The 22,777-nt window shown below is 52.3% G+C and carries 28 protein-coding genes; 16 read left to right on the forward strand and 12 right to left on the reverse strand.

Annotation, left to right across the window (positions count from 1 at the left end):
* Positions 1 to 102 precede the first annotated feature (102 nt).
* Positions 103 to 1,416 (reverse strand): M18 family aminopeptidase, encoded by a 1,314-nt coding sequence (locus MIB40_RS16755; protein ID WP_249696633.1) that lies wholly within the window; start codon positions 1,414 to 1,416, stop codon positions 103 to 105.
* A 152-nt stretch (positions 1,417 to 1,568) separates the two neighbouring features.
* Between MIB40_RS16755 and MIB40_RS16760 the strand changes: the two genes are divergently transcribed.
* Together MIB40_RS16760 and MIB40_RS16765 are read left to right on the forward strand one after the other, a co-directional pair.
* A complete protein-coding gene (locus MIB40_RS16760; protein WP_249696635.1) occupies positions 1,569 to 1,988 on the forward strand; it encodes a hypothetical protein in 420 nt (139 codons plus the stop codon).
* Positions 1,989 to 2,010: 22 nt separating this feature from the next.
* Positions 2,011 to 3,150 (forward strand): tRNA-queuosine alpha-mannosyltransferase domain-containing protein, encoded by a 1,140-nt coding sequence (locus MIB40_RS16765; RefSeq protein WP_249696638.1) that lies wholly within the window; start codon positions 2,011 to 2,013, stop codon positions 3,148 to 3,150.
* On the opposite strand, the gene minE is transcribed toward MIB40_RS16765, so the two are convergent.
* The 3 genes from minE to minC are packed head-to-tail and all read right to left on the reverse strand — an operon-like array spanning position 3,134 to position 4,939.
* Entirely contained in the window at positions 3,134 to 3,382 is a 249-nt protein-coding gene (minE, locus tag MIB40_RS16770) for a cell division topological specificity factor MinE (protein ID WP_249696640.1), read from the reverse strand. The genes MIB40_RS16765 and minE overlap by 17 nt on opposite strands.
* A gap of 2 nt (positions 3,383 to 3,384) precedes the next feature.
* On the reverse strand, positions 3,385 to 4,194 hold the full coding sequence (gene minD, locus MIB40_RS16775; RefSeq protein ID WP_249696642.1) for a septum site-determining protein MinD: 810 nt from the start codon (positions 4,192 to 4,194) through the stop codon (positions 3,385 to 3,387).
* Positions 4,195 to 4,216: 22 nt separating this feature from the next.
* A complete protein-coding gene (minC, locus tag MIB40_RS16780; protein WP_249696643.1) occupies positions 4,217 to 4,939 on the reverse strand; it encodes a septum site-determining protein MinC in 723 nt (240 codons plus the stop codon).
* A 194-nt stretch (positions 4,940 to 5,133) separates the two neighbouring features.
* Between minC and lpxL the strand changes: the two genes are divergently transcribed.
* Positions 5,134 to 6,054, forward strand: a complete 921-nt coding sequence (gene lpxL, locus MIB40_RS16785) for an LpxL/LpxP family Kdo(2)-lipid IV(A) lauroyl/palmitoleoyl acyltransferase (RefSeq protein WP_249696645.1) — start codon at positions 5,134 to 5,136, stop codon at positions 6,052 to 6,054.
* A 9-nt stretch (positions 6,055 to 6,063) separates the two neighbouring features.
* Here lpxL and MIB40_RS16790 read toward each other — a convergent pair whose 3' ends face one another.
* The 3 genes from MIB40_RS16790 to MIB40_RS16800 all read right to left on the reverse strand — a co-directional run bounded on the left by MIB40_RS16790 (position 6,064) and on the right by MIB40_RS16800 (position 9,897).
* Positions 6,064 to 6,495 (reverse strand): META domain-containing protein, encoded by a 432-nt coding sequence (locus MIB40_RS16790; protein ID WP_249696647.1) that lies wholly within the window; start codon positions 6,493 to 6,495, stop codon positions 6,064 to 6,066.
* A gap of 103 nt (positions 6,496 to 6,598) precedes the next feature.
* On the reverse strand, positions 6,599 to 9,475 hold the full coding sequence (gene rapA, locus MIB40_RS16795) for an RNA polymerase-associated protein RapA (protein ID WP_264758609.1): 2,877 nt from the start codon (positions 9,473 to 9,475) through the stop codon (positions 6,599 to 6,601).
* A gap of 161 nt (positions 9,476 to 9,636) precedes the next feature.
* Positions 9,637 to 9,897: a YebG family protein gene (locus MIB40_RS16800; protein ID WP_264758610.1), complete on the reverse strand. Its 261-nt coding sequence runs from the start codon at positions 9,895 to 9,897 to the stop codon at positions 9,637 to 9,639.
* Positions 9,898 to 10,039: 142 nt separating this feature from the next.
* Here MIB40_RS16800 and MIB40_RS16805 point away from each other — a divergent pair, with 142 nt between their 5' ends.
* From MIB40_RS16805 to MIB40_RS16820, 5 genes are all read left to right on the forward strand, one after another.
* Entirely contained in the window at positions 10,040 to 10,717 is a 678-nt protein-coding gene (locus MIB40_RS16805) for an alpha-ketoglutarate-dependent dioxygenase AlkB family protein (RefSeq protein ID WP_249696651.1), read from the forward strand.
* Positions 10,718 to 10,869: 152 nt separating this feature from the next.
* Entirely contained in the window at positions 10,870 to 10,980 is a 111-nt protein-coding gene (gene ccoM / locus MIB40_RS19780) for a cytochrome c oxidase subunit CcoM (RefSeq protein WP_319941687.1), read from the forward strand.
* Positions 10,981 to 11,328: 348 nt separating this feature from the next.
* Positions 11,329 to 12,132 (forward strand): SDR family oxidoreductase, encoded by an 804-nt coding sequence (locus MIB40_RS16810; RefSeq protein ID WP_249696652.1) that lies wholly within the window; start codon positions 11,329 to 11,331, stop codon positions 12,130 to 12,132.
* A gap of 85 nt (positions 12,133 to 12,217) precedes the next feature.
* Entirely contained in the window at positions 12,218 to 12,520 is a 303-nt protein-coding gene (locus MIB40_RS16815) for a BolA family protein (protein ID WP_249696653.1), read from the forward strand.
* Positions 12,521 to 12,525: 5 nt separating this feature from the next.
* Positions 12,526 to 13,143 carry a DsbA family protein gene (locus MIB40_RS16820; RefSeq protein WP_249696654.1) on the forward strand — a complete coding sequence of 206 codons (618 nt, stop codon included), beginning with the start codon at positions 12,526 to 12,528 and terminating at the stop codon, positions 13,141 to 13,143.
* Here the strand turns inward: MIB40_RS16820 and MIB40_RS16825 are convergent.
* Positions 13,073 to 13,540 (reverse strand): YbaN family protein, encoded by a 468-nt coding sequence (locus MIB40_RS16825; RefSeq protein WP_249696655.1) that lies wholly within the window; start codon positions 13,538 to 13,540, stop codon positions 13,073 to 13,075. The genes MIB40_RS16820 and MIB40_RS16825 overlap by 71 nt on opposite strands.
* Before the next feature lie 70 nt (positions 13,541 to 13,610).
* On the opposite strand from MIB40_RS16825, the gene MIB40_RS16830 reads away from it, so the two are divergent.
* Genes MIB40_RS16830 through MIB40_RS16840 form a run of 3 tightly spaced genes read left to right on the forward strand, consistent with a single transcriptional unit; the run spans position 13,611 to position 15,250 of the window.
* Entirely contained in the window at positions 13,611 to 14,063 is a 453-nt protein-coding gene (locus tag MIB40_RS16830; RefSeq protein WP_249696656.1) for an acyl-CoA thioesterase, read from the forward strand.
* Between the two features lie 13 nt (positions 14,064 to 14,076).
* Positions 14,077 to 14,532: a hypothetical protein gene (locus MIB40_RS16835; RefSeq protein ID WP_249696657.1), complete on the forward strand. Its 456-nt coding sequence runs from the start codon at positions 14,077 to 14,079 to the stop codon at positions 14,530 to 14,532.
* A gap of 58 nt (positions 14,533 to 14,590) precedes the next feature.
* Entirely contained in the window at positions 14,591 to 15,250 is a 660-nt protein-coding gene (locus MIB40_RS16840; protein ID WP_249696658.1) for a potassium channel family protein, read from the forward strand.
* A 5-nt stretch (positions 15,251 to 15,255) separates the two neighbouring features.
* Here the strand turns inward: MIB40_RS16840 and MIB40_RS16845 are convergent, their stop codons facing one another.
* The 4 genes from MIB40_RS16845 to MIB40_RS16860 form a co-directional block, all read right to left on the reverse strand.
* Positions 15,256 to 15,894 (reverse strand): O-methyltransferase, encoded by a 639-nt coding sequence (locus tag MIB40_RS16845; protein ID WP_249696659.1) that lies wholly within the window; start codon positions 15,892 to 15,894, stop codon positions 15,256 to 15,258.
* A 91-nt stretch (positions 15,895 to 15,985) separates the two neighbouring features.
* Positions 15,986 to 16,672 carry a TIGR04211 family SH3 domain-containing protein gene (locus MIB40_RS16850; protein ID WP_249696660.1) on the reverse strand — a complete coding sequence of 229 codons (687 nt, stop codon included), beginning with the start codon at positions 16,670 to 16,672 and terminating at the stop codon, positions 15,986 to 15,988.
* 99 nt (positions 16,673 to 16,771) lie between these two features.
* Positions 16,772 to 17,071, reverse strand: coding sequence for a YciI family protein (locus MIB40_RS16855; RefSeq protein ID WP_249696661.1), 300 nt, complete (start codon positions 17,069 to 17,071; stop codon positions 16,772 to 16,774).
* Positions 17,072 to 17,076: 5 nt separating this feature from the next.
* Positions 17,077 to 17,706 (reverse strand): septation protein A, encoded by a 630-nt coding sequence (locus tag MIB40_RS16860; RefSeq protein WP_249696662.1) that lies wholly within the window; start codon positions 17,704 to 17,706, stop codon positions 17,077 to 17,079.
* Between the two features lie 118 nt (positions 17,707 to 17,824).
* Between MIB40_RS16860 and MIB40_RS16865 the strand changes: the two genes are divergently transcribed.
* From MIB40_RS16865 to rluB, 5 genes are all read left to right on the forward strand, one after another.
* On the forward strand, positions 17,825 to 18,694 hold the full coding sequence (locus MIB40_RS16865; RefSeq protein ID WP_249696663.1) for a PHP domain-containing protein: 870 nt from the start codon (positions 17,825 to 17,827) through the stop codon (positions 18,692 to 18,694).
* Between the two features lie 187 nt (positions 18,695 to 18,881).
* Complete coding sequence (locus tag MIB40_RS16870) at positions 18,882 to 19,511, forward strand: L-threonylcarbamoyladenylate synthase (RefSeq protein WP_249696664.1); 630 nt, start codon at positions 18,882 to 18,884, stop codon at positions 19,509 to 19,511.
* A gap of 56 nt (positions 19,512 to 19,567) precedes the next feature.
* The gene (locus tag MIB40_RS16875) at positions 19,568 to 20,470 is read left to right on the forward strand and encodes a segregation and condensation protein A (protein ID WP_406566474.1); all 903 of its coding nucleotides are present in this window, start codon (positions 19,568 to 19,570) and stop codon (positions 20,468 to 20,470) included.
* Positions 20,467 to 21,759 (forward strand): SMC-Scp complex subunit ScpB, encoded by a 1,293-nt coding sequence (scpB, locus tag MIB40_RS16880; RefSeq protein ID WP_319941688.1) that lies wholly within the window; start codon positions 20,467 to 20,469, stop codon positions 21,757 to 21,759. The genes MIB40_RS16875 and scpB overlap by 4 nt, the downstream gene beginning before the upstream one ends.
* Positions 21,760 to 21,779: 20 nt before the next feature.
* Positions 21,780 to 22,634, forward strand: coding sequence for a 23S rRNA pseudouridine(2605) synthase RluB (rluB, locus tag MIB40_RS16885; RefSeq protein ID WP_249696665.1), 855 nt, complete (start codon positions 21,780 to 21,782; stop codon positions 22,632 to 22,634).
* The last annotated feature ends 143 nt before the right edge of the window (positions 22,635 to 22,777 follow it).

Here is a 22,777-nt window from a genome sequence, read left to right on the forward strand (position 1 = left end):
TTTGTTACGCCTTTTTGAAAGGTCTGGACCTTACTGCAAAGACGTGCCGCGATTCTGGATTCGCCTGAAAGCCAGAGTTCATCTGAATTAATCAGTGGTGCCTTAACAGAAGGGCAGTTTGGGCAGTTGCATAAATTGATTCAAAGCGCGCTGTAAATAGAGCAGGTCGTCGGTGCCTGCTAGCTCACGAATCGAATGCATACCAAAAGTAGGTACACCTATATCCAGCGTTCTTACGCCAATCTCGGCCGCGGTAATTGGGCCAATCGTGCTACCGCATGCCATATCACTACGCACAACAAAACTTTGGCATGGCACCTGTACCTGTTCGCAAAGATGCCTGAATAAGGCTGAGGTTTCACTGTTGGTGGCATAGCGCTGGTTATTATTAAGCTTGATCACAGGACCTGCATTAAGCAGAGGGCCGTGTTTACCGTCGTGACGATCAGCGTAATTGGGATGAATACCATGAGCATTGTCGGCGGAAATCATCAATGAGTTTTCCATGCTGATGGTGAAGGATTCCCGATCTCCGAGGATGCGTTCGAGTACTGTTTCCAATAGCGGTCCTTGAGCGCCGCTACTGGTTTGGCTGCCAACCTCTTCATGATCGTTGCACACCAGCAGGCAAGGCGCTTGCTGTTTTTTCGGGTCGCTGTTGGTAATGAGAGTGTTCAAGCCGATAAAGCAGCTGAGCAGGTTATCCAGTCTGGCACTGGCGAGGAACTCTTGCTTCAAGCCAATTTTTGCAGGGCTCTGGGTATCATAAAAGCTCAACTCATAGTCCAGAACCTGGTCCACTTTATGGTGTTCAGCCTCTAGCCATTGTTTCAGTTGGGCACGAAAATCAGGCGCTTGTTCATCGCCGCAGAGACTGAGAATCGGTGGCAATTGTGTCTGAGGGTTGATGCTGCGGTTTTTGTTTACGTCCCGGTCAAGGTGAATTGCCAGACTTGGGATGACAGCTATTGGGTCACGAAGATCAATCAGAGCGCTATCAAGTTTGCCATCCAGGGTACTGAAACTGACGCGTCCCGCCAGGGATAAATCACGATCGAACCAGGGGTTGAGTAACACGCCGCCATAAACTTCGACCCCAAGTTGGAAGTAACCGTTTTGCGATAGCTCCGGATTGGGTTTTACCCGCAAACAGGGGCTATCGGTATGAGCCCCAACCATACGAAAGCCTTTTTCGGTGTAGGCCTGATCAGCGCAGGTAAAGGCCACCAGTGAAGAATCGTTACGGGTCAGGAAATACCGGCCATAGGCTTTCAGGTTCCAACTTTGTCCCAGTTCCAGACGTTCGAATCCGGCGTCGACCAGACGCAGGCTCATCTGCTCCGTCGCGTGAAAAGGGGTAGGGGAATGATGAAGAAAGTCGATCAGTTGTTGGCCGAGGTCGAAAGTTTCGCTCATGGTATCGGTGTCTATAGTGAAAAGTGGTTTGCATTATAGCGGCTGTCATGGCAAATACCGAGCATCGCGATAAGGAGGTCGGGGCAGTTTTCACTACAGTCCCATGCTGGCTGATCTATGCTTGGTAGACCCTGCAGATTGAGGAGCCAATGATGTCTGTCCTTCGAAATGCTATCCCGGCACTGCTGATAAGCAGCCTGTTTGCTTCTGTTGTTGTCTCCGATGAAACACCCAGCGTTAAGGATTTTCGTTTTCCTCGCCCCGATGATCAGCTATCAGGGGAGGTGGTTAATCCCTCTCCTGTTCTGGAGCCTCGTCCGATAAACAAGCAGCCTCCCGCCAGACCGACGGTGAAACCTCAGCCCGTAGCCCCTCTTAAACATTCCTCGACCGTCACCGGCACGGCGGGGGCTATCAAGGGACGGACGGATGGTTTGGGGCAGGCGATCGATCCGGGTGGCAGAATGTTGGGCCCGGTCGATTCCCTGGGTCAGGTCATTGAGCCGGGAACCGGGGCGATTCGTGGTCAGGTTCCTGCGGGTGGCCAGCCGAGAGGTCCTTACGTAAAATAAACCTTTTGCCGAGAGGTGATGGGTGCGCGTACTTCTGTTGTCCGCTTATGATGCGATGAGTCATCGCTATTGGCGAGAAGGCCTGATATCTCAATTTCCGTCCTGGCAATGGACCCAACTGGTGTTGCCAGCACGACACTTTAACTGGCGAATCCGGGGCAATAGTTTGAGTTGGGGCGTCGGTCATCGTACGCTGTTGGAGGCGGACTACGATCTGTTGATAGCCACCTCGATGACGGATCTGTCAACTCTGCGAGGTCTGGTGCCCAAGCTGGGTACAATACCTACTCTGGTTTATTTTCACGAAAATCAATTTGCATACCCGCTCAGTAACCAGCGCCGGCATTCGGCGGTTGAGTTACAGATGTTGAACCTCTATACCGGCTTGGCCGCTGACCGCCTGTTGTTTAACAGTCATTTCAATCGCAATACTTTTCTCGATGGTGTTGAGCAGCTCTTGTCGCGCTTACCCGATCATGTTCCTCCCGACGTCCGTGCTCTATTGGAAGCGCGTTCTTCGGTTTTGCCGGTGCCACTCAAAGAATCTGTCCCCGGTCAGCCTGCTGATGGTGAAAAGAGGCAAGAACAGACTGGGCGTTTGGGCAACCAGCGCATCTTTACGCTGCTCTGGAATCATCGTTGGGAATATGACAAGGCGCCGGAGCGCTTTGTGTTGCTGCTTAAAGAGCTGCTACGACGTGATCTGCCTTTTCGTGTGGAGTTATTAGGGCAGCGTTTTCGTCAGGTGCCGGTGGAAATTGATCAGCTTAAAGCGTTGCTCGGAGATCGCCTGGGCCATTGCGGTTATGTTGACTCGATCCACGATTACCAGTCGATTTTAGCCTCGGTGGATGGGGTGCTTTCTACCGCACTGCATGATTTTCAGGGGCTTTCTGTGCTGGAAGCCGTGGCTGCCGGTGCAATACCCGTGGTACCAGACAGGCTTGCCTATCGGGAGTTATTTGATCAGGCGTTTCGTTACGGCAGTGATGAACAGGATGCCAGCAACGAGGTGGTCATGATGGCAGATCATATTGCAAGGTTGATCGAGAGCCGGCAACAAGGGGCTTTGCCGCCGGCACCTAACCTGAATCACCTGATGTGGCCAGCATTAAAGCCGGCCTATGAAACCGAATTTACTAACCTTATTCGGGCAGGGTGACGTTCAGCTCCAGAATCGAGCAGTCGTTGGCCTTATCAAGACTAACGTTGACCTGGTCGGTATCAATATCGATGTAGCGCTTGATCACCTCCAGAATATCCTTCTGCATGGCCGGCAGATAATCCGGTGTGTTGCGAGCTGCGCGCTCGTGGGCCACGATAATCTGCAGACGCTCCTTGGCGATATTGGCACTCTGCTGATCCTTGCTGCGGAAAATTTTGAACAAACTCATCGTTAGCCTCCAAACATACGCTTGAGCAATCCGCGCTTTTCCACTTCCAGAAAGCGATGAGGAACGTTATTGCCCTGAAAGCGCTCAACGGCATCGAGGTACGCTTGCCCGGCATCGCTTTGCTCGTCGAAACTCACGGGAACACCCTGGTTGGATGCTTTGAGCACCGCCTGGGATTCGGGGATAACGCCCAGCAATGGAATAGACAGAATCTCTTCCACATCCACTACGCTGAGCATTTCACCGCGCTCGACCCGTTCGGGATCGTATCGAGTTAGCAATAGCTGCTCCTTGACGGGGTCAAGCTTCTGTTCGGCGCGGCGGGATTTGCTGTGCAAAATACCTATGATGCGATCGGAGTCACGCACCGATGATACTTCAGGGTTGGTAACAATAATGGCCTCGTCGGCAAAGTAGAGTGCCAGTTGAGCGCCTTTTTCGATGCCTGCCGGTGAATCGCAGACAATGTATTCGAACTCTTCTTGCAGCTCGTTCAATACCTTTTCGATGCCTTCGTGAGTGAGGGCGTCCTTGTCACGAGTTTGCGAGGCAGGAAGGATAAACAGATTTTCCAAGCGCTTGTCTTTGATCAGGGCCTGGTTGAGGTTCGCCTCATTGTTGATCACGTTGACCAGGTCGTAAACGACCCGGCGCTCGCATCCCATGATCAGGTCGAGGTTCCTCAAGCCGACATCAAAGTCTATGACCACGGTTTTGTGGCCCTTTGCGGCCAGTCCTGCTGCGAACGCGGCGCTGGTGGTGGTTTTTCCTACGCCTCCCTTACCGGAGGTGACGACAATAATTTTTGCCACAGGTGTTCCTTGATTATCTTGGTTAAAAAAGTGGATCGATACAGATTTTCTGCTCGCATAAACTGATTCGAGCGGGCTGTTTCCATTGCTTGTCGCCGGGTTCGCCGCTGCGATAATGGCCGGCAATCGAGACCAGTTCCGCCTCAAGACTGTGACAAAACACAGTGGCATGTTCATCGCCCTGAATGCCCGCCAGGGCTCTGCCACGCAAAGCCCCGTACACGTGGATGTTGCCTCGGGCAAGTAGTTCAGCCCCGGCACTAACCGGCGCGGTAACGATCAGGTCGCCATCCGGTGCCAGAATTTGTTGGCCAGAACGGACCGGTGTCGAAACAATTCGAGCCGAGGATGCTTTTTGGGGATTAGCTGCTTTCTCCGATGCCGAAGTTTGGCTAACGGCTGTTCCGCTTTTAATCACGGGTTGGGTGAAGATTGACAGCCCTAGCGCTTTTATTTGCGGTTCTTTCTCGGTGGTAGCGCCACGGACGGCTATGGGGCGCAGACCATGTTGGTCACAAAGGGTGACCAGCTCGGCAATGTCGATTTGACTAGATGGCACTTTGTCGAGAGCGAGAATAACCGGAGTGTTGTCAAACATGGCGGGTGATTGATGTGCCTTGTCAGCTATTTCGGCTGCAAGGGTTTGCAGATCATCCTCATGCAGTTCAAGTGTCATGATCGGTACAAGCCCTGCCTTGAATTGCAGGCTGCTCGTTGCGGTTGTTGGTGAAGCTGTATTGTTCATGGACAGTCCTACTACCTGATGGTTGTCCTGATGGAGAGGAGTTTATATACCAGTTGTTATAAAGCAGGCAAGGACGGGGTTCGAGAAGCTGGGAAAATATAATTGTTGTGCGGTAGATTGTTTGTCCGCTGTACAATTGCGTGAGAAAATTGAGTTCACTTCTTCATTTATAGTATTTCCAGGTCAATCAACTTATGGCATTTGAACCTCCTCGTTTTCGGTGGTCGTTTTTTACACCGCGCTTCTGGTTGTTGTGGTGTGGATTGGGACTCGCCTGGTTGGTCGTTCAGCTGCCTTATCCCGTATTGCTCCCTATTGGTAGATGGGTAGGGCGCATGGTTATGCGTTTCGGCAAGGGGCGGCGAGCGATCGCTGAGCGAAACCTTGAACTGTGTTTTCCTGAATTGGACCCGCAGGAGCGGGCCGCGTTACTGCGCAAAAACTTCGAGTCAATGGGCATCAGTGTGCTGGAAGTGGGTATTTCCTGGTGGTGGCCAAAATGGCGAGTCTATCGACTGTTCGAGCTTGAAGGGGAGGAAAACCTGAAAGCGGTCGAAGGCCAGGGGGCGTTAATGCTGTGCTTGCATTTTTCCACCCTGGAAATTGGTGCCGGTTATCTGGGGCATATCGCGGATATCGATTGTATGTATCGCCGGCACAAAAACCCGCTATTTGACTGGGTACAGCAACGTGGGCGCCAGCGGCATAGCCTGGATGGTGAAACCATAGAAAGGGAAGATGTGCGTACCATGATTAGATCCCTGCGAAAGAAGCACCGAATATGGTACGCACCGGATCAGGATTATGGGCGTAAGCAAAGTCTGTTTGTGCCGTTTTTCGGTGTCACAGCGGCAACCGTGACCGCCACTTCTCGCTTTGCTCGTCTTGGCAATGCGCGGGTACTGCCTTGCATACAAACGCGGTTACCTGATGGTCGTGGTTACCGGTTAAGTATTTTACCACCGCTGGATGATTTCCCAGGCGACGATGAATTTGCCGATGCGAAGCGGGTTAATGAGCTGATCGAGCAGGAAATTCGCAAACAGCCCGAACAGTATATGTGGCTGCATCGCCGATTTAAAACGCGGCCCGAGGGCGAGCCGCGACTGTATTGAGCGTGAGGGTTATTCGGGAGCCATCAGTATTTTCACCTGACCCGATTCGTCTTGGAGTTTCAGAGTCTGGCCGTCGTAACTGAAAGAGGTCAGTTGTTCGAGGGCTTTTAGAAATTGTTGTTCCTGAGTCATCAGGTCATCGGGGCATGCCATCATGGTTGCGCCTATCGGACCGGTGCTGAATTTGCCGTTGTCGACGCGGTAAGCGCCGAAGAAACCGTTACAGCCAGCGTTGCCAGAAAGCCGACCGCTGTGTTCATCTTCGGCCATGATCTGAAGTCGAGTGCGTTCTCCCAGTTCGACTAATGAGCCTTGCAGGTAGAACTGTTGAAGGCTCCATTGACCTTCGATGTGAGACTCTGTAGCTGGCTGGGTGTTCAGTGCGTTACAGCCAGTGAGACTGAGCAGTGCAAGCAGGGAAAGTGCTAACGATGATTTCATTATGGATAAGCTCCAGCGGGTGATGCTGATAAGACTCTGTCACCTCCAGAGGGTTCCTCGGGAGGTGACTATTTATTGATGGGGGGGAGCCGTGGGGATCAGCCTAACTGGCAAAAATGATGCGCACCGAGTCGAGTTGGAGTTGTGACTGCCTCAGTTTGGCTTCGCCTTCTCTAGCCAGGGCCGTCAGGTGGCTTAGCTCGGAGTCCCGAATGTTGGGGTTTACCGCTTTCAGGGCAATCAGCCTTTGCAGTTCGTCGGCAATTTCCTGGCGGAATTGCTCACAAGCCTGATCGATGATGCCATCCACCTGTGTTCTGGCGGCGTTATCGGCACCTTTGAGTGCGACTTGTAAAGGCTCACGTTGGGCATTGATCAGCTGTCGGGCGGTGGCTTTCTTCAGCGGTTGTAACTGGGTGTCGAGGGTATCGAAGGCGACTTTGGTGGCCAGATCATTGCCTTTGGGGTCTATCAGTGTGCGAACGGCCGTGGGGGGCAAATAGCGCTTTAACTGGTTGCGTTCCCCGCCGGGGCTGGCAATTACATAGACGGCTTCGACTAACATGGTGCCGGCTTTGATGCCCCGGTTATTGATAAGGCCTACTGCTGTGTTGCCAAGCTCGCTTGCCAGAATCATTTCCATGCCTTCAAGCACCATCGGGTGCTCCCAGCTGAGAAACTGCATATCCTCTCGGGATAACGCCAGCTCTCGGTTCCAGGTCATGGTGGCACCGTCACGGGGCAGACCCGGGAAGTCGTGCAACAGGGATTGGTCGGAAGGGCGAACGATAACGGCTTGAGGAGAATGCTCCTCGCTCTCCAGTCCATAGCAATCAAGCATCAGGTTAAGGTAGCGTTTTAGCGCTTCAACTTCCGCCGCCGATTCAATACTTTCGATCAAGGGTTGGGTAGGTTCAAGCCCGCGAGAATTCAGTTCCAGCAAGCGATCGCGGCCCTGTTGCATCTCCTGTTGCAGGGCCTCTCGCTGGCATTTGCTTTGCTCTACAAGACTGTCCAGCTCGGTGCTGTCGGGCGAGGTGCCACAAATCAGCAGGGCGTGCAGTTGATCGGCATAACGGCTGAATAGGGTGCTACCGGTTGGGCAGGTATCAACAAAGGCGTTGAGCCCCTCATGGTACCAACGGTAGAGACTGTGCTGGGCCGAGTTGGTAAAGACGGGCACGTGCAAGCGAATGGTTTCACTCTGGCCTATGCGATCCAGTCGGCCGATGCGTTGTTCCAACAGATCCGGGTTGTCGGGAAGATCGAACAACACCAGATGGTGAGCAAACTGGAAGTTACGACCTTCGCTGCCGATTTCCGAACAGATCAGAACCTGAGCGCCATAATCTTCTTCGGCGAAATAGGCGGCGGCCCGGTCTCGCTCCATTATGCTCATGCCATCATGAAACACGGCCGAGGGAATACCAGAGCGCACACGCAATGCTTCATCGAGTTCGAGCGCGGTTTCGGCTTGCGAGCAGATCACCAGCACTTTTTTCTTCAAGTGCTTGAGCAGTACCATCAACCAGTCGACCCTGGGATCAAAGCGCCACCAGGCGTCGCTGTCCTGTTCGCTGAATGCTTGCTGATAAGCCCGTTCCGGATAAAGGTGTTCGGCCAGCTGGGAACGTTGCTGTTGGGCAATGCTGTAAAGTTCAGGTAATTCCAGAGGATAGTCCTGGACAACGCGTCCAGGGAAGCCCTGGATCGCCGCGCGGGTATTGCGAAAGAGTACGCGGCTGGTGCCATGACGATCCAGCAATTGGCGAATGAGATGATCACGTGCTTGCTGTCGGGGGCTGCAGGGTTCAGCACCGCTGGCTTTTTCGATGCGCGGCTGATTATCGGCATCGTTCAGCAGTTGGCTGAGTGCTTCCTGCGTTCGGGGTGACAGGGGGGCATCACCCAGCAATTCCTGCACGGCTTCGGCAACAGGCTGATACTGGGCTTCTTCTTCCAGAAATTGAGCAAGGCTTGGGTATCGGTCGGCGTCCAGTAAGCGCAGACGAGCAAAATGACTTTCTTTGCCTAACTGTTCCGGAGTGGCGGTTAGCAGTAATACTGAGGGCGTGCCAGATGCGAGCTGTTCAACCAGTTGATATTCATCGCTTGGGGCAGCTTCCTGCCATTGCAAATGGTGCGCTTCATCAACTACCAGCATATCCCAGCCGGCATCGACTAGCTGTTGTTGCAGAGGACCGGGCTGGGCGGCTAACTGAATGGAACAGAGGACCAATTGCTCGCTTTCGAAGGGATTTTCTTCGCTCAGTTCTTCGCAGCGAGCGCGGTCAAACAGGCTGAAATGAAGGTTAAAGCGGCGCAACATTTCGACCAGCCATTGATGCTGGAGGGTTTCGGGCACCAGAATCAGTACTCGCTTCGCTTCACCGGTCAACAGTTGATGGTAAAGAATCATGCCGGCTTCGATGGTTTTTCCGAGGCCAACTTCGTCGGCCAGCAACACCCGAGGGGCATGCCGGGTAGCGACTTCCCGGGCGATATGCAACTGATGCGGAATCAGTGTGGTACGAGCCCCACATAAACCCAGCAGCGGGGACCTTAGCGTGCGGTTGTAATGATTCAGGGTGCGAAATCGCAGAGCAAACTGATTGAGCTGGTCGACTTGGCCAGCCAGCAAACGTTCTCGGGGTTTATTGAACTGAATAAAGTTGTCGAGGCAGGATTCGGGCAGTTCGCGCGTCTGGCCCTCATCATCCAGTCCGGTATAGGTTACCAGACCGTCCTTGTGAATGACTTCGGCAATCTGCAAGAACCAGCCTTCATGACTTTTGATCTTGTCGCCTTCCGAGAACTCGATGCGATGAAGCGGGTGATTGTGTCGTGCGTAGGTGCGTGTTTCCCCGCAAGAAGGATACAACACTGTGATCAGTCGGTGATCCAGGGTGAGTATGGTGCCCAGCCCAAGGTCATTTTCCGCCTCGCTGATCCACCTTTGCCCGGGAACGAAATCGATCATTTGGCCAACACCCTCCGTAAAAAAAGGCGCTATGGTAATGGAAAGAAAAGGAATAACAAGGGAAATTGTAGCTAAAACTGGAAGGGAGAGGGGGGCAGCACCACCCCTGGGGGAAGGGGGGATCGGAGTGGTGCTGCAAAAGGGTACTAATGGTGCTGTTTTTACTCGGCTTCAGGCTCTTTGCCGATTTCCAGAATCAGCTCGGGGCGCCCCTTTAGGGCCTTGGCAAGAGTCTCTTTGTTGCGGGCGATCAACAGGCCAATTTCCTCGGCCAGGGACTCGTCGATCTGATCAAACTGAGTTTCCAGCAACGAAGTCAGATTCGCGGCCAGTTCCAGCATTTTGTCGTGTTCTTCTGCGGATTTTTTATCGGCGAACATACTTCCGTCCCTATCACATTGCCACATTGGGATAACTGCCATCGTATACCTCGTTTAGCCGTCACAGTTGGGTTATCATTTTTGAGTACTGTATAAAAATACAGTTACCCTGTCCAGTGTTAATATTGAATGCTGAGGTTATCTGCAAAATGATGGTATGTGCTTGGGTTTAATGGAGATGGTTATGAGTGACCAAAAAGAGATACTGGATCTGTTGCAAGACCATAATCCAGCTAGCATGGATGACCCGAAGGGCTTGCAACCCAATCTCCACATGACCCGAATTCCTCTACAAAATGGTGAGCTACACTGGTATCCGTCATTTTTTGAGGGTGACACTGCTGATCGGTTGATGCAGAAATTCAGCAACGGCACTGACTGGAAGCACGATGAGCTGATCATGGGCGGACGGCGAGTGCCTATCCCTCGTTTGCAGGCCTGGTACGGGGAGCAAGGCTATCGTTACTCCGGCTTATGGCTGGAGCCACAACCCTGGTTGTCGGTGCACCTTGAATTGCTGGATGTACTGCAAGCGGTTTTAAAAGAGCGATTTAATTCCGTTTTGATGAATCTCTATCGTGACGGCAACGACAGCGTTGGCTGGCACGCCGATGATGAGCCGGAATTAGGCCGTAACCCCTGCATTGCTTCACTGAGTTTGGGAGCAACGCGCCGTTTTCACCTGCGTCATACCAAGGATAGCCAGCAAAGGCTGTCGTTGGACCTGAGCCATGGTTCCCTGTTAGTGATGTCGGGTGAGACGCAACACCACTGGCGCCACCAGATTGCAAAAACTCGCCGTGATGTGGGGCCTCGAATCAATCTGACGTTTCGCTATGTTTATCCGGGCAAGCATCTGTAGGGAAGAAAGCGCACCTACCACTGCCCAGCAGGCTTTTGCGGGTGGCCTATACTGAACTTGGGCTCAATGCGTGGAAATTGATCAGCGTCAAAACTGTGGCCCAAATCAGGTGATAGCCTGTTCACTAACAGAGATTACAGGGAGTGACACTTATGTTTTTAGATGAGGTAGTGCTTGCCGGTCTGTTGACCGTGGGTCTGATGCTCAGTTTTTTTGTTGGGCTATATTATTTCCTGCGCAAGGATATGGACAAGCACCCGTAAAACCGTCACTGGTCTGACCGAATAAGGCGGAATTGGAAATCCTATGGGTTGTCAGGTTCTCATAGGGTTTCTGGTTCCGCCTTACTTTTTTTTGAGCAATCATTTCGCAATTACTCAATTTGCTGAATGATGACTCTTCATTCAGGCGCAGAGATATCTCCCTTTCTCTGCCACTCGTTGTCCCCGCTCTTCTTTCCCGCATCATTTACCTAAGGCACCTCTGATTTATTCCGCTTGAGCAGTAGCTGCATCTTGTTGCCATCCTATTCATCAAATCAATAGTTGTTGTTTTGATCGCGTGCGTGGCAAACCATATCCATCATATTCAGTCACTATGTGGAATGTTTTATGAGCAAGCGAGTAATGATTACGGGTGCAGGCAGCGGACTAGGCCGAGAGTTGGCTGAGTGTTATGCCCGCAAGGGATATCGGTTGGCATTGACCGATGTTAACGATCAGGGCTGCCAGCAAACGGCAGAGAATGTTGAAAGCCTGGGCGGTACCGCCGCTGTTTTTCACTGCGATGTCCGTCGTATCGATCAACTTCAAGATGTCGCCAGGGTTATTGATGAGCAGTGGGGCGGACTGGATCTGTTGATTAACAACGCAGGTGTCGCCGGTGGCGGCGCGTTTTCGGATCTGGACGATGAAGACTGGGAATGGATGTTGGCCATCAATCTCAAGGGTGTGATTAACGGTTGTCGTATTTTCCTGCCGATGTTGCAACGCAGTGAGGGTCAAATCTGTAATATCGCTTCCATGGCTGGACTGCTCAGTGCTCCGGGTATGAGTCATTATAATGTTGCCAAAGCCGGTGTGGTGGCCTTGTCTGAGAGTATCCAAGCGGAGTTGGCCTCACAGAATGTGGGTGTGAGTGTGGTTTGCCCCTCTTTCTTTCAAACCAACTTGCTCGACTCATACCGCGGCAGTTCAGACGCACTGAAAGATAACGTAGCCAAACTGTTGGCTGGTTCGGCGATCACAGCAACAGAGGTCGCTCAGCGTATCGTGGAAGGTGTTGATGGTGGGCAGTTTATGATACTGCCCCACGATGAAGGCGCCTTGGCCTGGGAGCTGAAGCGCAAGGATCCCGAAGCCCACCGCCAGATGATGGAGCAGTTGTCGGTGAAGATGGTCGAGAAGGGGATGTAACCTTTCACGACTAATGGGGGTGAAGCGGGTAGCCGATATCGTTTATTATTCGGTTACCTGACCTCGACAAAGTGATTACCTCCTTATGAGCATGCTTGAACAAATTCGTCATCAATTGCAATCATCCCTCGAACCCAGTCATTTGGAAGTTGTTAACGAAAGCTATAAACATCGAGTAGAACCTGGGTCAGAAAGTCATTTCAAGGCGGTAGTTGTCACCGACGCCTTTGAAGGGTTGCGTACCATCAAGCGCCACCAGCAAATCTATGCCCTGTTGCAGCAGGAAATGACCCTTATCCACGCGTTGGCATTGCACACCTATACCCCCTCAGAATGGGCTCAACGGGAAGCGGCACCGCAAACACCTAACTGTATGGGTGGAGAATAATGTCTATGCAGTTCAGTTATTTTTTTGATCCCATGTGCTCCTGGTGCTGGGGCTTTGCCCCGATATTTCGCCAGTTTCATGAACAATACGCTGACCAATACCCGGTTCGTATGGTGGTGGGTGGTTTGCGCAGTGAGAGCGAGCCGATGAGTGCTGAGCAGCGCAACTATATTCGAGGTCACTGGCAGCGAGTGAATGAAGCCAGTGGACAACCTTTTGACTTTGAGAACGGCCTGCCATCGGGGTTTGTCTATGATACCGAACCCGCTTGCCGTGCGGCGGTAGTAATGCGCAGTCTCGCCCCGGGCCAATTACTGGCTTTTGTGGAGTCGATTCAGAAGGCGTTTTATCAGCAGGCGCGGGATATCTCTGATTCAGCGGTGCTGGGGGAGTTGGCCCGGGCGGCAGGTGTCGATGAGCAAACATTCCTGGGCTTACTAGACAGCGATGCGCTGCGCGCGGAAACGCGAAAGGATTTTGAGCTGTCCGCGAGCCTTGGCGTGCAAGGGTTTCCTACCCTGGCGTTACAGCTAGACCAGCAATGGGTGGCCATCAGTCAGGGGTTTCTTCCCTGGGATGCGCTTTGTGCGCGGGTTGATGCTGCTCTGGCCCAAGCGCAGTAGGTTCAGCACGGGTTTTCATGCGCAGAAGATAAATGCTGACGCCACTGGCAGTCACCAGCAGCATCAGACGCAAGGGCCAGCTATTCAGAAAACTGACACTGAGTAGGATTGTTCCCCATAACAGACAGAGTGTATAGAAGCGGGCTTTGGCCGGAATTCCCTCTCCATCGAGGTAATAGCTGATGTAGTTACCCAGTTTGGGGTGCTCCAGCAGCCATAGATAAAAACGTTCAGAGCTACGTAAAAAGCAGGCCGCAGCCAGCAATAGAAATGGCGTGGTTGGCAGCACAGGTAGGAAAATGCCAGCAACGCCCAACACGACTGCCAGCCAGCCGCAGACAAAAAGCGTCGCGCGCAGCAGCGGGTTTTTTACAATTGATTGGGAAGCTGGACTCATGGCTCGGTACTATAACCAAATAGGTCCGTTGAATACATGATTGGAGGCTTACAATGACAGGAGATAACTGGTGAATAGTGAAGTAACACAGTACCCGATTGTAATTGAACAGCAGGTGGTATGGGGGGATATGGATGCTTTTCAGCACGTCAACAACAGCGTCTATTTTCGTTACTTTGAAGATGCGCGAATGGCATACTTCGAGCGCGCACAGGTGATGCAGTGGATGAAGGAACACAGCAAGGGCCCTATCCTGGGCTCCACGCAATGCCGTTTTCGCGCACCCCTGACCTATCCTGACCGCATCACGATTGGGGCGCGTATCGAGTCTATGGGGCAGGATCGTTTTGTTATGAAGTACCGGGTGTGGAGTGAAAAGCTCGATTGTCTGGCGGCAGAAGGTGAGGGTGTGATTGTCTATTTTGATTACGAGGTCGGTGCAAAATGCACGATTCCTGATTCGATTCGAGCGATGATTGTCGACGTTGAGCAAAGCGTTGGCCACAGTATTGACCAGGAATAAGGAGCCGCGGCTAATGGATATTCGAACTTGCTATTTAGTAGCCTCCAGTGACGATGCGGATGAGATCATGGCTAATCCGCGTCAGCCGGAGCGCTGGCCTGGCTTTGCCTGCCTGAATCTGGATCTGGAGAAGCTGGTTGACCTGTTGGCGTTGTGTGAAAAGCTGTCACTCGACGAAGCGTTGATCAGTTCCTTTGAGGTGGTCAATAATGCCGGTGAGTACGGCCCCTGGTTAATTCGTTTGCCGACCAGACTGTGTACCATTCTTCGTCACCTTGAAGAGGCTGACCAGCAATCGACCGCAGAACAATGGGCTCAAACCGAAGCGTTCGCACATTCAACCTGGGGCGCTGGCGACCTGCAAAAGGCTTTGCAGCATCTGGGTGCGTTGGCTCGACTGGCAAGCGAGGCTGAGCTCGAGCTGTTATTGCATCAGGGTGTTGAGGGGGAGGCGGTGGCTATCCAGTGATGGGCAGGGCTATACTTTTATCACTTCTGCAATGGCTCAGGGAAGAGAGGCGTTATCTATGTCGCTAAGGGAAGTATTTCCACGTTTTGGCTTCGGTTATATGCTGTTTGGCATGGTGTTGATTATGGTGGTGTCAGCGACGGATCACGAAACCGTTAGTCCAATGCTGGTGCGCCTGTCTGTCAGTCTCCTGTTGATCGCTTCTGTCTATCTATTGAGTCATAACCGTGCCATGTTTTTACGGGTCGGTATCGTACTGGGCCTGCCGACCCTGCTCTCGACCTGGCTGGTAATGGTGCGTCCCTCTTCGCTTTTTCTCTTTATTGATTACCTGACCAGTGCGATTTTTTTCCTGTACGTGGTGTATGCGGTGATTCGAATCATTTTCTCCTCGACAGAGATCACCCGGGATACCCTGATGGGATCGGTGTGTATTTATCTGCTGTTGGGGTTTGTCTGGGCATTTGTGTTTGGGGCGTTGGAAACGATCGCCCCTCAATCGTTTAAGGGGCTGGATGCCGCTGAAATTGGCTCCATGGTGTATTTCAGCTTTGTCACCCTGTCCACTCTGGGCTATGGCGATATCACCCCGATAACCCGCCCCGCTGAATTGTTAGCCGTTTTAGAGGCCATTATTGGGCAGTTTTACCTGGCGATTTTGGTGGCCAGGCTAATGGGGATGTACAAGCCCAAATCGAAGGTGTTTAAAAAGCTGTAGTCAGCTTATCGTTTGCGAACCACGTTTAAGCCATCGCGGACACTCAGAAAGCAGTTTTCCAACAGATCGCTATCGTGAATAAATTGATTCATCTCGTCGATGGCGCGATCTTTCTCATCCTGGGGATCCAATACCTGCCCTTGCCACAGGGCATTATCAATAATGATCAGGCCGCCGCTGTTGACCAGAGGAAGGGTGGCCTTCAGGTAGTTGAAGTAATTACGCTTGTCGGCGTCGATAAACACCAGATCAAAAGAGGGCTGCAGGCTTTCGATGGTATCGAGCGCTTTGCCGAAACGTACTTCAATCTTCTTGCCGTGAGGGCTGCGATCAAAAAAGGATTGGGCAAACTTGATCGCCCTGGGGTTGCTTTCACAGCAGATAATTCTGCCGCCGTCTGGCAAGGCTTCGGCCATTGATAGGGCTGAATACCCGGTAAACATACCGATCTCAAGAATGTTGCGAGCACCACTAATGCGGGTCAGCATATTGAGGGTGCGCCCTACCAGTTTGCCTGATAGCTTGATTGGGTAAGCCATCTCCTGGTTGGTGGCATCAATCAGCTCTTGCAACAGAGCGGGGTCGTCGCTGGTCATGGCGCTGCAATAGCGTTCGATGTCCGGGTGTACTAGATGATCTGGCATATAAGGGATCCGCTGCACCTGTTGTTAAGTAGCAGGTGCTGCACAGAAAGAAAGATAAGCTCGGCGTAATAAAAAAAGTGCTAGTTGGCTATTATGCCCAACCGGAGCTGCGATTTCTTCGGCCTCGCATCAGAGGCGCAATCAAACCGATCAGGATACCGCCAACAATGGTTAATGCCCCGTAGAGATACCACTGCTTGTCGGAGTCGTCGTTAAGTTGGGAGTTCTCGAGTTCCAGCGCGTCGATTCGATTTTTCAGGATAACGTTGCGCTCTACCAGTTCTTTATTTCGCCCCACCAGATTAATAGCCTCGGAGGAGATGCGCTTGATCTCCTTCAGCTCGGCATCCAGCTCTATATTTTTCTGGCTGCTTTGCTTGCTATCGCGGCTGAGTTTGGCACTGGTTTTCTCCAGTTCGCTGAGCCTCTGTTTTAGTCTGCTGTTTTCTTGTGTCAGCTTCTCTACACGCTGTTGCGCTCGGGCAAATTGCTCTCGTGCACCAGGTTCCGTTAACAGGTATTGGGTGCGGATAAAGCCCTCAACGCCATCGGTTGTACGCACCATGCTGAACTCTTCATCCTCTTCCTTGAGAAATTCAACCCGAGTGCCACTTTTCAGGCCTTTATGAATGATCTTGTTGGCGTTGCTGGGGCCGCTGCGCAGGGGGACATACAGGATGTCGGAGATATAACGCGCCTCGGCGTTGACGACAGGGGCGTAGCTGGCAGCGAGCGCCACAGCACTGAGGATAACGGCGTGGAGAGGTAAGCGGCTCATAGTCTCTAGCAATCTATAGATGAGAAAGGTTGATCCTATCGCAGGGAGTTAATGGCCACTAACGAACAGATCACAAAATCCTTTTACACGGGTCCGGTTCTAGGGTAATACTTTCTTGAAGGGTTTAACGGTCACCTGTTGGTAGACTCCTGCTTCGAGGTAGGGGTCTGCGTCGGCCCAGCTCTGGGCATCCGTCAAGGAGGCAAACTCCGCTACGATCAAGCTGCCGGTGAATCCAGCTTCGCCCGGGTCTTCGCTGTCGATTGCCGGATGGGGGCCAGCTATTAATAGTCGGCCTTCGGCTTTCAGGTTTTCAAGGCGGGCAATATGTGCGGGACGGGCACTGAGCCTTTTGCTAAGGCTGTTGTCGATATCCTGGCAAATAATCGCGTAGAACATAGTAGTTATCCTTGTTGGGTGCCGTTATCGGCATTGGCCGGCTCTTCAATATGGCGTGAAAGATAGACGCCCTGCGCAATAATAAATACCAGCGTTAATCCCAGCATGCCAAAGAGTTTGAAATTGACCCAGGCTTCTTCGGACATGGTATAGGCCACGTAAAGATTGATTGCACCGGCGAACAGGAAAAAGGTGACCCAGCCATAATTCAGTCGCTTCCAGATCTCGTGAGCCATGGTGATCTTGGTATCCATCATGCGCTGAATCAGATTTTTTTTGCCGATAAACTGACTGCCAAGAAAGGCTGCTGCAAATAACCAGTTAACGATGGTGGGCTTCCACTGAATAAAACTTTTATCCCCGAACAGAACCGTAGCACCGCCCAGCACAACCACCAGGGCGAGGGTGACCAGATGCATCTTTTCGATTTTTCCAGTGGCCCAACGGGTGTAGAGGATTTGCACGATAGTCGCCGGGATCAGCACGGCGGTGGCGATAATGATGGGCTGAGTCTGATTCATCAGCTCGATGAAATCGGGTGAGAATATTCCGCTACAGAGCGCAATAAATTCGGCGCTGAATTTGTAAACGACAAAAAAGATAACGATAGGAAGAAAGTCGACCAGCAGCTTCATGTCAGGTGAAACCCAAGAGTTTAAGAGGATGGTAGCGACAGGGTGCGGTTGGCTGCCCTCGCCAGCGGCTGGCCATGATACCATGCAATCTTCATAACGAGTAATGCTGAGGCTTGCCTTGAATCGATACAGCGTAGTGGATCTGCACTGCCATACCAATCACTCCGATGGCCTGCTAGGGCCTCTCGATCTCCTGGCCCGGGCAGAAGAGCAGGGGGTGGAACTGCTGGCAATCACCGACCATGATGAGGTTTCCGGCTTGCTCGAGGCCATGTCTGCCAGTGCTAACAGCAGCGTGAAACTGGTCAGTGGTATCGAGCTTTCCAGTGTCTGGAATGGTGTCGGCGTGCACGTGGTAGGGTTGAATTTCGATCTTGAATCCCCCCAATTGGCTGAGGTGCTTGAGGCTCAGCGGCAGGCCCGTGATTCTCGTTCGATCAAAATCGCCGAGCGCTTGCAACGTCTGTGTGAGGCGGATGTCTTGCAGGGCGCGCGAGCTATTGCGCTGAACCGGCGAGGCCTGGATCCTTCCAGTGACCATCCGGTGCAGTTGGGTCGCCCTCATTTTGCCGATTTTCTGGTGGAGTCCGGTATTGTAGATAGCCGGGAAATGGCGTTTCGAAAGTACCTTGGAGCCGGTAAACCGGGTGATGTGAAATCCCATTGGCCAGAACTTGAAACCGTCGTTGGCTGGATAACCTCCATGGGCGGGACCGCTGTGCTGGCCCATCCGCACCACTATAAAATGACCAATACCCGGCTTCGTAAACTGCTCGGATCATTTAAGGCCAGCGGCGGAGAGGCAATGGAAGTGGTTACCGGTGGATTACCGCGACAGAAAATCGACTGGTTCGCTTCGCTCTGTGAGGCGTTTGATCTGCGTGCTTCTGTGGGAAGCGACTTCCATGCGCCGGTTGGTCCCTGGTGTGAACTGGGTAATTTACAGACCTTGCCTGGTGGCTGCGACCCTGTTTGGGCTTCCTGGTAACCGGTTCGGGATTGCCGGGAAGTAGCCTGATTGATGAATTGGCTTCGCTAGCAGTGACCTATCCAGGCATAAGCGGTTAATTAAGTCGGCTTTGGTCTGATGACTTATTCACATTCCCTCTAGCGCTAATCCCGGGTTTAGCAGGTATAATTTGGCGTTTAAGGTTTAATAAGTCACAGGGAATGCCGTGAGCCAGTTTTTTCAGATTCACCCCGATAATCCCCAGGCTCGTCTGATCAGTCAGGCGGCGGAGATTATTCGCAAGGGCGGAGTGGTCGCCTACCCAACGGATTCTGCCTATGCGATAGGCTGCCATTTGGGGGACAAGAAGGCGGTTGACCGCATTCGGCGTATCAGGCAGTTGGATGATAAGCACAACTTTACTCTGATGTGTCGGGATCTGTCGGAACTGGCCACTTACGCGAAAGTTGCCAATACCGAGTATCGTTTGCTGAAGGCCAATACTCCAGGGGCCTACACCTTTATCTTAAAGGCGACCAATGAGGTACCCCGGCGATTGTTGCATCCCAAGCGGCGTACTATAGGGTTGCGGGTACCGAACAATGCCACCACCCTGGCGTTGCTCGAAGCCTTGGGTGAACCTATGATCAGCAGCTCGTTGATTTTGCCTGATGAAGAGCTGCCATTGACGGACCCCTACGAAATACGAGATCTGCTGGAGCATCAGCTGGATCTGGTGATTGATGGTGGCTATTGCGGAATGGAAGCCACGACCGTGGTTAACTTAACGGAAGAATTGCCCCAGGTAACGCGAGTAGGGTTGGGAGATCCGGCTCCGTTCCAAACTGACCAATAATTGCGGGCAGAAATGTAAGAGCTGTGCGGGATCAGGAAATATGACGGTAGGTATTAATGAGTGATCAACAAGCGACGGTGGATTCCAGCGTACCCCCGGTCGATCCTGATGGCGTAGCAAGCGCCGAAGAGCAGGCTAAGTCTGAGGGTTCGGAAGGCCGTTTTCGTCGACAGGCCCAGCAGGGAGAGATGCCCTTTGCGGTCGTCCAGGGCAAAGAGATGACGGCTTTGCCACAGGATCTTTATATACCCCCGGATGCCCTAGAGGTATTTCTTGAAGCTTTCGAGGGGCCGCTTGATCTGCTGCTGTACCTGATTAAACGTCAGAATGTGGATGTGCTGGAAATCTGCGTCGCGGAAATTACCCGTCAATATATGGAATATGTCGAGTTGATGGAGGCGGCCCAGTTTGAGCTGGCGGCGGAGTATCTGGTGATGGCGGCGATGCTCGCCGAGATCAAATCGCGTATGTTGCTGCCGCGCTCTGAAGAAGCCGGCGAGGAGGAGGAAGATCCTCGTGCCGAACTGATTCGTCGTTTGCAAGAGTACGAGCGTTTTAAGAAGGCGGCAGAAGACCTCAACGAATTGCCAAGGCTGGGGCGTGATTACTCCACCGCTACCGTTCAGCCACCGGCCAGTAGTGGCGAGAAACAGCATCCGGACGTGGAACTGCAGGATCTGTTGCTGGCGCTTTCCGATGTTTTGCGCCGTGCCGATATGTTTGAAAGCCACCAGATTGAGCGCGAAGTTTTATCTACCCGGGAGCGCATGTCCCAGGTGCTGGATAAGCTGTCCGTCGGTGGGTTTATGCCATTTGTTGCACTGTTTACGGTCGAAGAGGGGCGTTTGGGGGTTGTGGTAACCTTTATGGCGGTTATGGAGTTGATCAAAGAGTCTCTGGTTGAGTTGGTACAAAATGAGCCTTTTGGCCCGATACATGTTAAGGCGCGTGCGGAATGAGTGATGTTGATAAGAGTGAAGGCTCGGTAGATTTGGTCGAGGGTTCTTCAAAAAAAGCGGAGGTTTCTATTGAGCAAGCTGATGGCTCAGTTGAACAAGTTGAAGAGTCTTTAGATGTAGCTGAGGGCTCTTTAGATGCAGCTGAGGGCTCTTTAGATGCGGCTGAGGGCTCCCAAGATATAGAGGCGGGCTCGTTAAGTGTTGCAGAGGATACAGACGAGAATTCTGAGGAATCTATAGATAAATCTGGAGATCCTGCCCCTTCTGATGAAGGCGTTACATCTGATGCAGAAGTTAGTGAGAATGTAGCCAGTGAAGCGCGCAACTATGATTTGAAGCTGGTGCTCGAAGGCGCTTTGTTTGCGGCAGGTAAACCTCTGACTGTTGAAAAAATGGCGCAGCTGTTTGATGAAGAGGAGCGTCCTGCCAATGAAGATATTCGTACGGCGTTGCAAGAAATTGAAGCCGATTGCGAGGGGCGTTCCTACGAGTTGAAGCTGGTTGCCAGTGGTTATCGCCTTCAGGTGCGCCAGCTTTTGGCGCCCTGGGTCAATCGGCTTTGGGAAGAAAAGCCCCAGCGTTATTCGAGGGCGTTACTGGAAACCCTTGCTCTGATTGCTTACCGCCAGCCCATTACTCGCGGTGAAATCGAGGAGATTCGTGGGGTCAGTGTCAGTAGTAATATTGTCAGAACCTTGCAGGAGCGCGATTGGGTCAGGGTGGTTGGGCATCGTGATGTTCCCGGTCGACCCTCTATGTATGCAACGACTCGCACCTTTCTTGACTCCTTCAACTTGAGGAACCTGGATGAGTTGCCAGTACTTTCCGAGATCCGCGATCTGGAGAAAATGAGCGAGGAGCTGGAACTGCAGGCATTAACGGTAGCTGGTGAAGCTTCGCAGGGTGAGCAAGATACGGACCCGCAGGAAGTTGAACCGCAAGAGGTCGATAGTGACGATGGAGAGCCTGTTGTACATGAAGAGGCTTCATCCAGTGAAGTGGCTTCTATGTTTGAGGGCGGTCCCCAGGAAGAGTTGGAAGAAGATGAAGCCTTGTTCCGTGAGCTCGATGAAATGGAAAAATCGTTGCCGACGAATTTTAGTGATTTATTAAAAACCGGAATTGATAGTGGTGAAATTGCCTCTGAAGAGGGAGATCCTGAAGCGGCGGCTGAAAGCGGTGAGCTTGCAGAAGGTGAACAATCCGATGATTTATTGCCTTCGGAGGTGAATGATACTGAGGCTGATCCGATGGAACCTGTTACCAAGTCCGAACAACCCACCGACTAATCCTATTGAGGATAAATAACATGAGTACAAGCAGAGTTGATGACAATACTGCTGGAGAGAAATTGCAAAAAGTGTTGGCCCGCGCGGGTGTAGGGTCGCGCCGTGAAATGGAGCGCTGGATTGACGAAGGTCGCGTTCAGGTCAACGGTGATCGGGCCAAATTGGGTTGTCGAGTCACTCCTCGTGACCAGATTCAAGTCGATGGTAAGCAACTAAAAACCGAAGAAGTAGAAGGCAGTCGGAGGGTTTTGCTCTATAACAAGCCGGAAGGTGAAGTCTGTACGCGTTCTGACCCTGAAGGGCGCCGTACCGTGTTTCACAGTTTGCCTCGACTCAAGGGCGAGCGTTGGATCTGTATTGGTCGTCTCGATATCAATACTGCGGGTTTGTTATTGTTTACCACCGATGGCGAGTTGGCTAACCGTTTGATGCACCCCTCTTTTTCGGTTGAGCGTGAATACGCTGTCAGGGTGATGGGGGAAGTGACACCGGAAATGACCAAGCAGATGTTTGAGGGGGTTGAGCTTGATGATGGTCCGGCCCGTTTCACGGATATCGTCGACTCCGGTGGAGAAGGGATTAATCATTGGTTCCATGTGGTGCTGATGGAAGGTCGCAACCGTGAAGTGCGCCGCTTGTGGGAGTCTCAGGGAGTAACCGTTAGTCGGCTGAAACGTGTGCGCTACGGAAATGTTTTTATTCCTAGCGAAGTGAAAGCGGGGCAGTGGTGTGAGCTGGAGCAAAAGGAGGTAGACAGTCTGGCCAAGTCAGTCGATCTGCCTTCGCGGAAAGTGAAAAAACTCAGTGCCGATCGTCACCAGCAGCAGCGTGCCAAGCGCAAAAATGCCGCGGTGTCGCGTACTCGCAAGCGCTAGGTTGATATCTTTTGAACTTAAGGCACCTCTGATTAATTCAGACGAACCCTGGCTTTCAGGCGAATCCAGAATCGCGGCACGTCTTTGCAGTAAGGTCTAGACCTTTCAAAAAGGCGTAACAAAGAGTCTGGGTTCGCCTGAAA

Origin of the sequence: Aestuariirhabdus haliotis, from assembly GCF_023509475.1 — a bacterium.
GTDB lineage: Bacteria > Pseudomonadota > Gammaproteobacteria > Pseudomonadales > Aestuariirhabdaceae > Aestuariirhabdus > Aestuariirhabdus haliotis.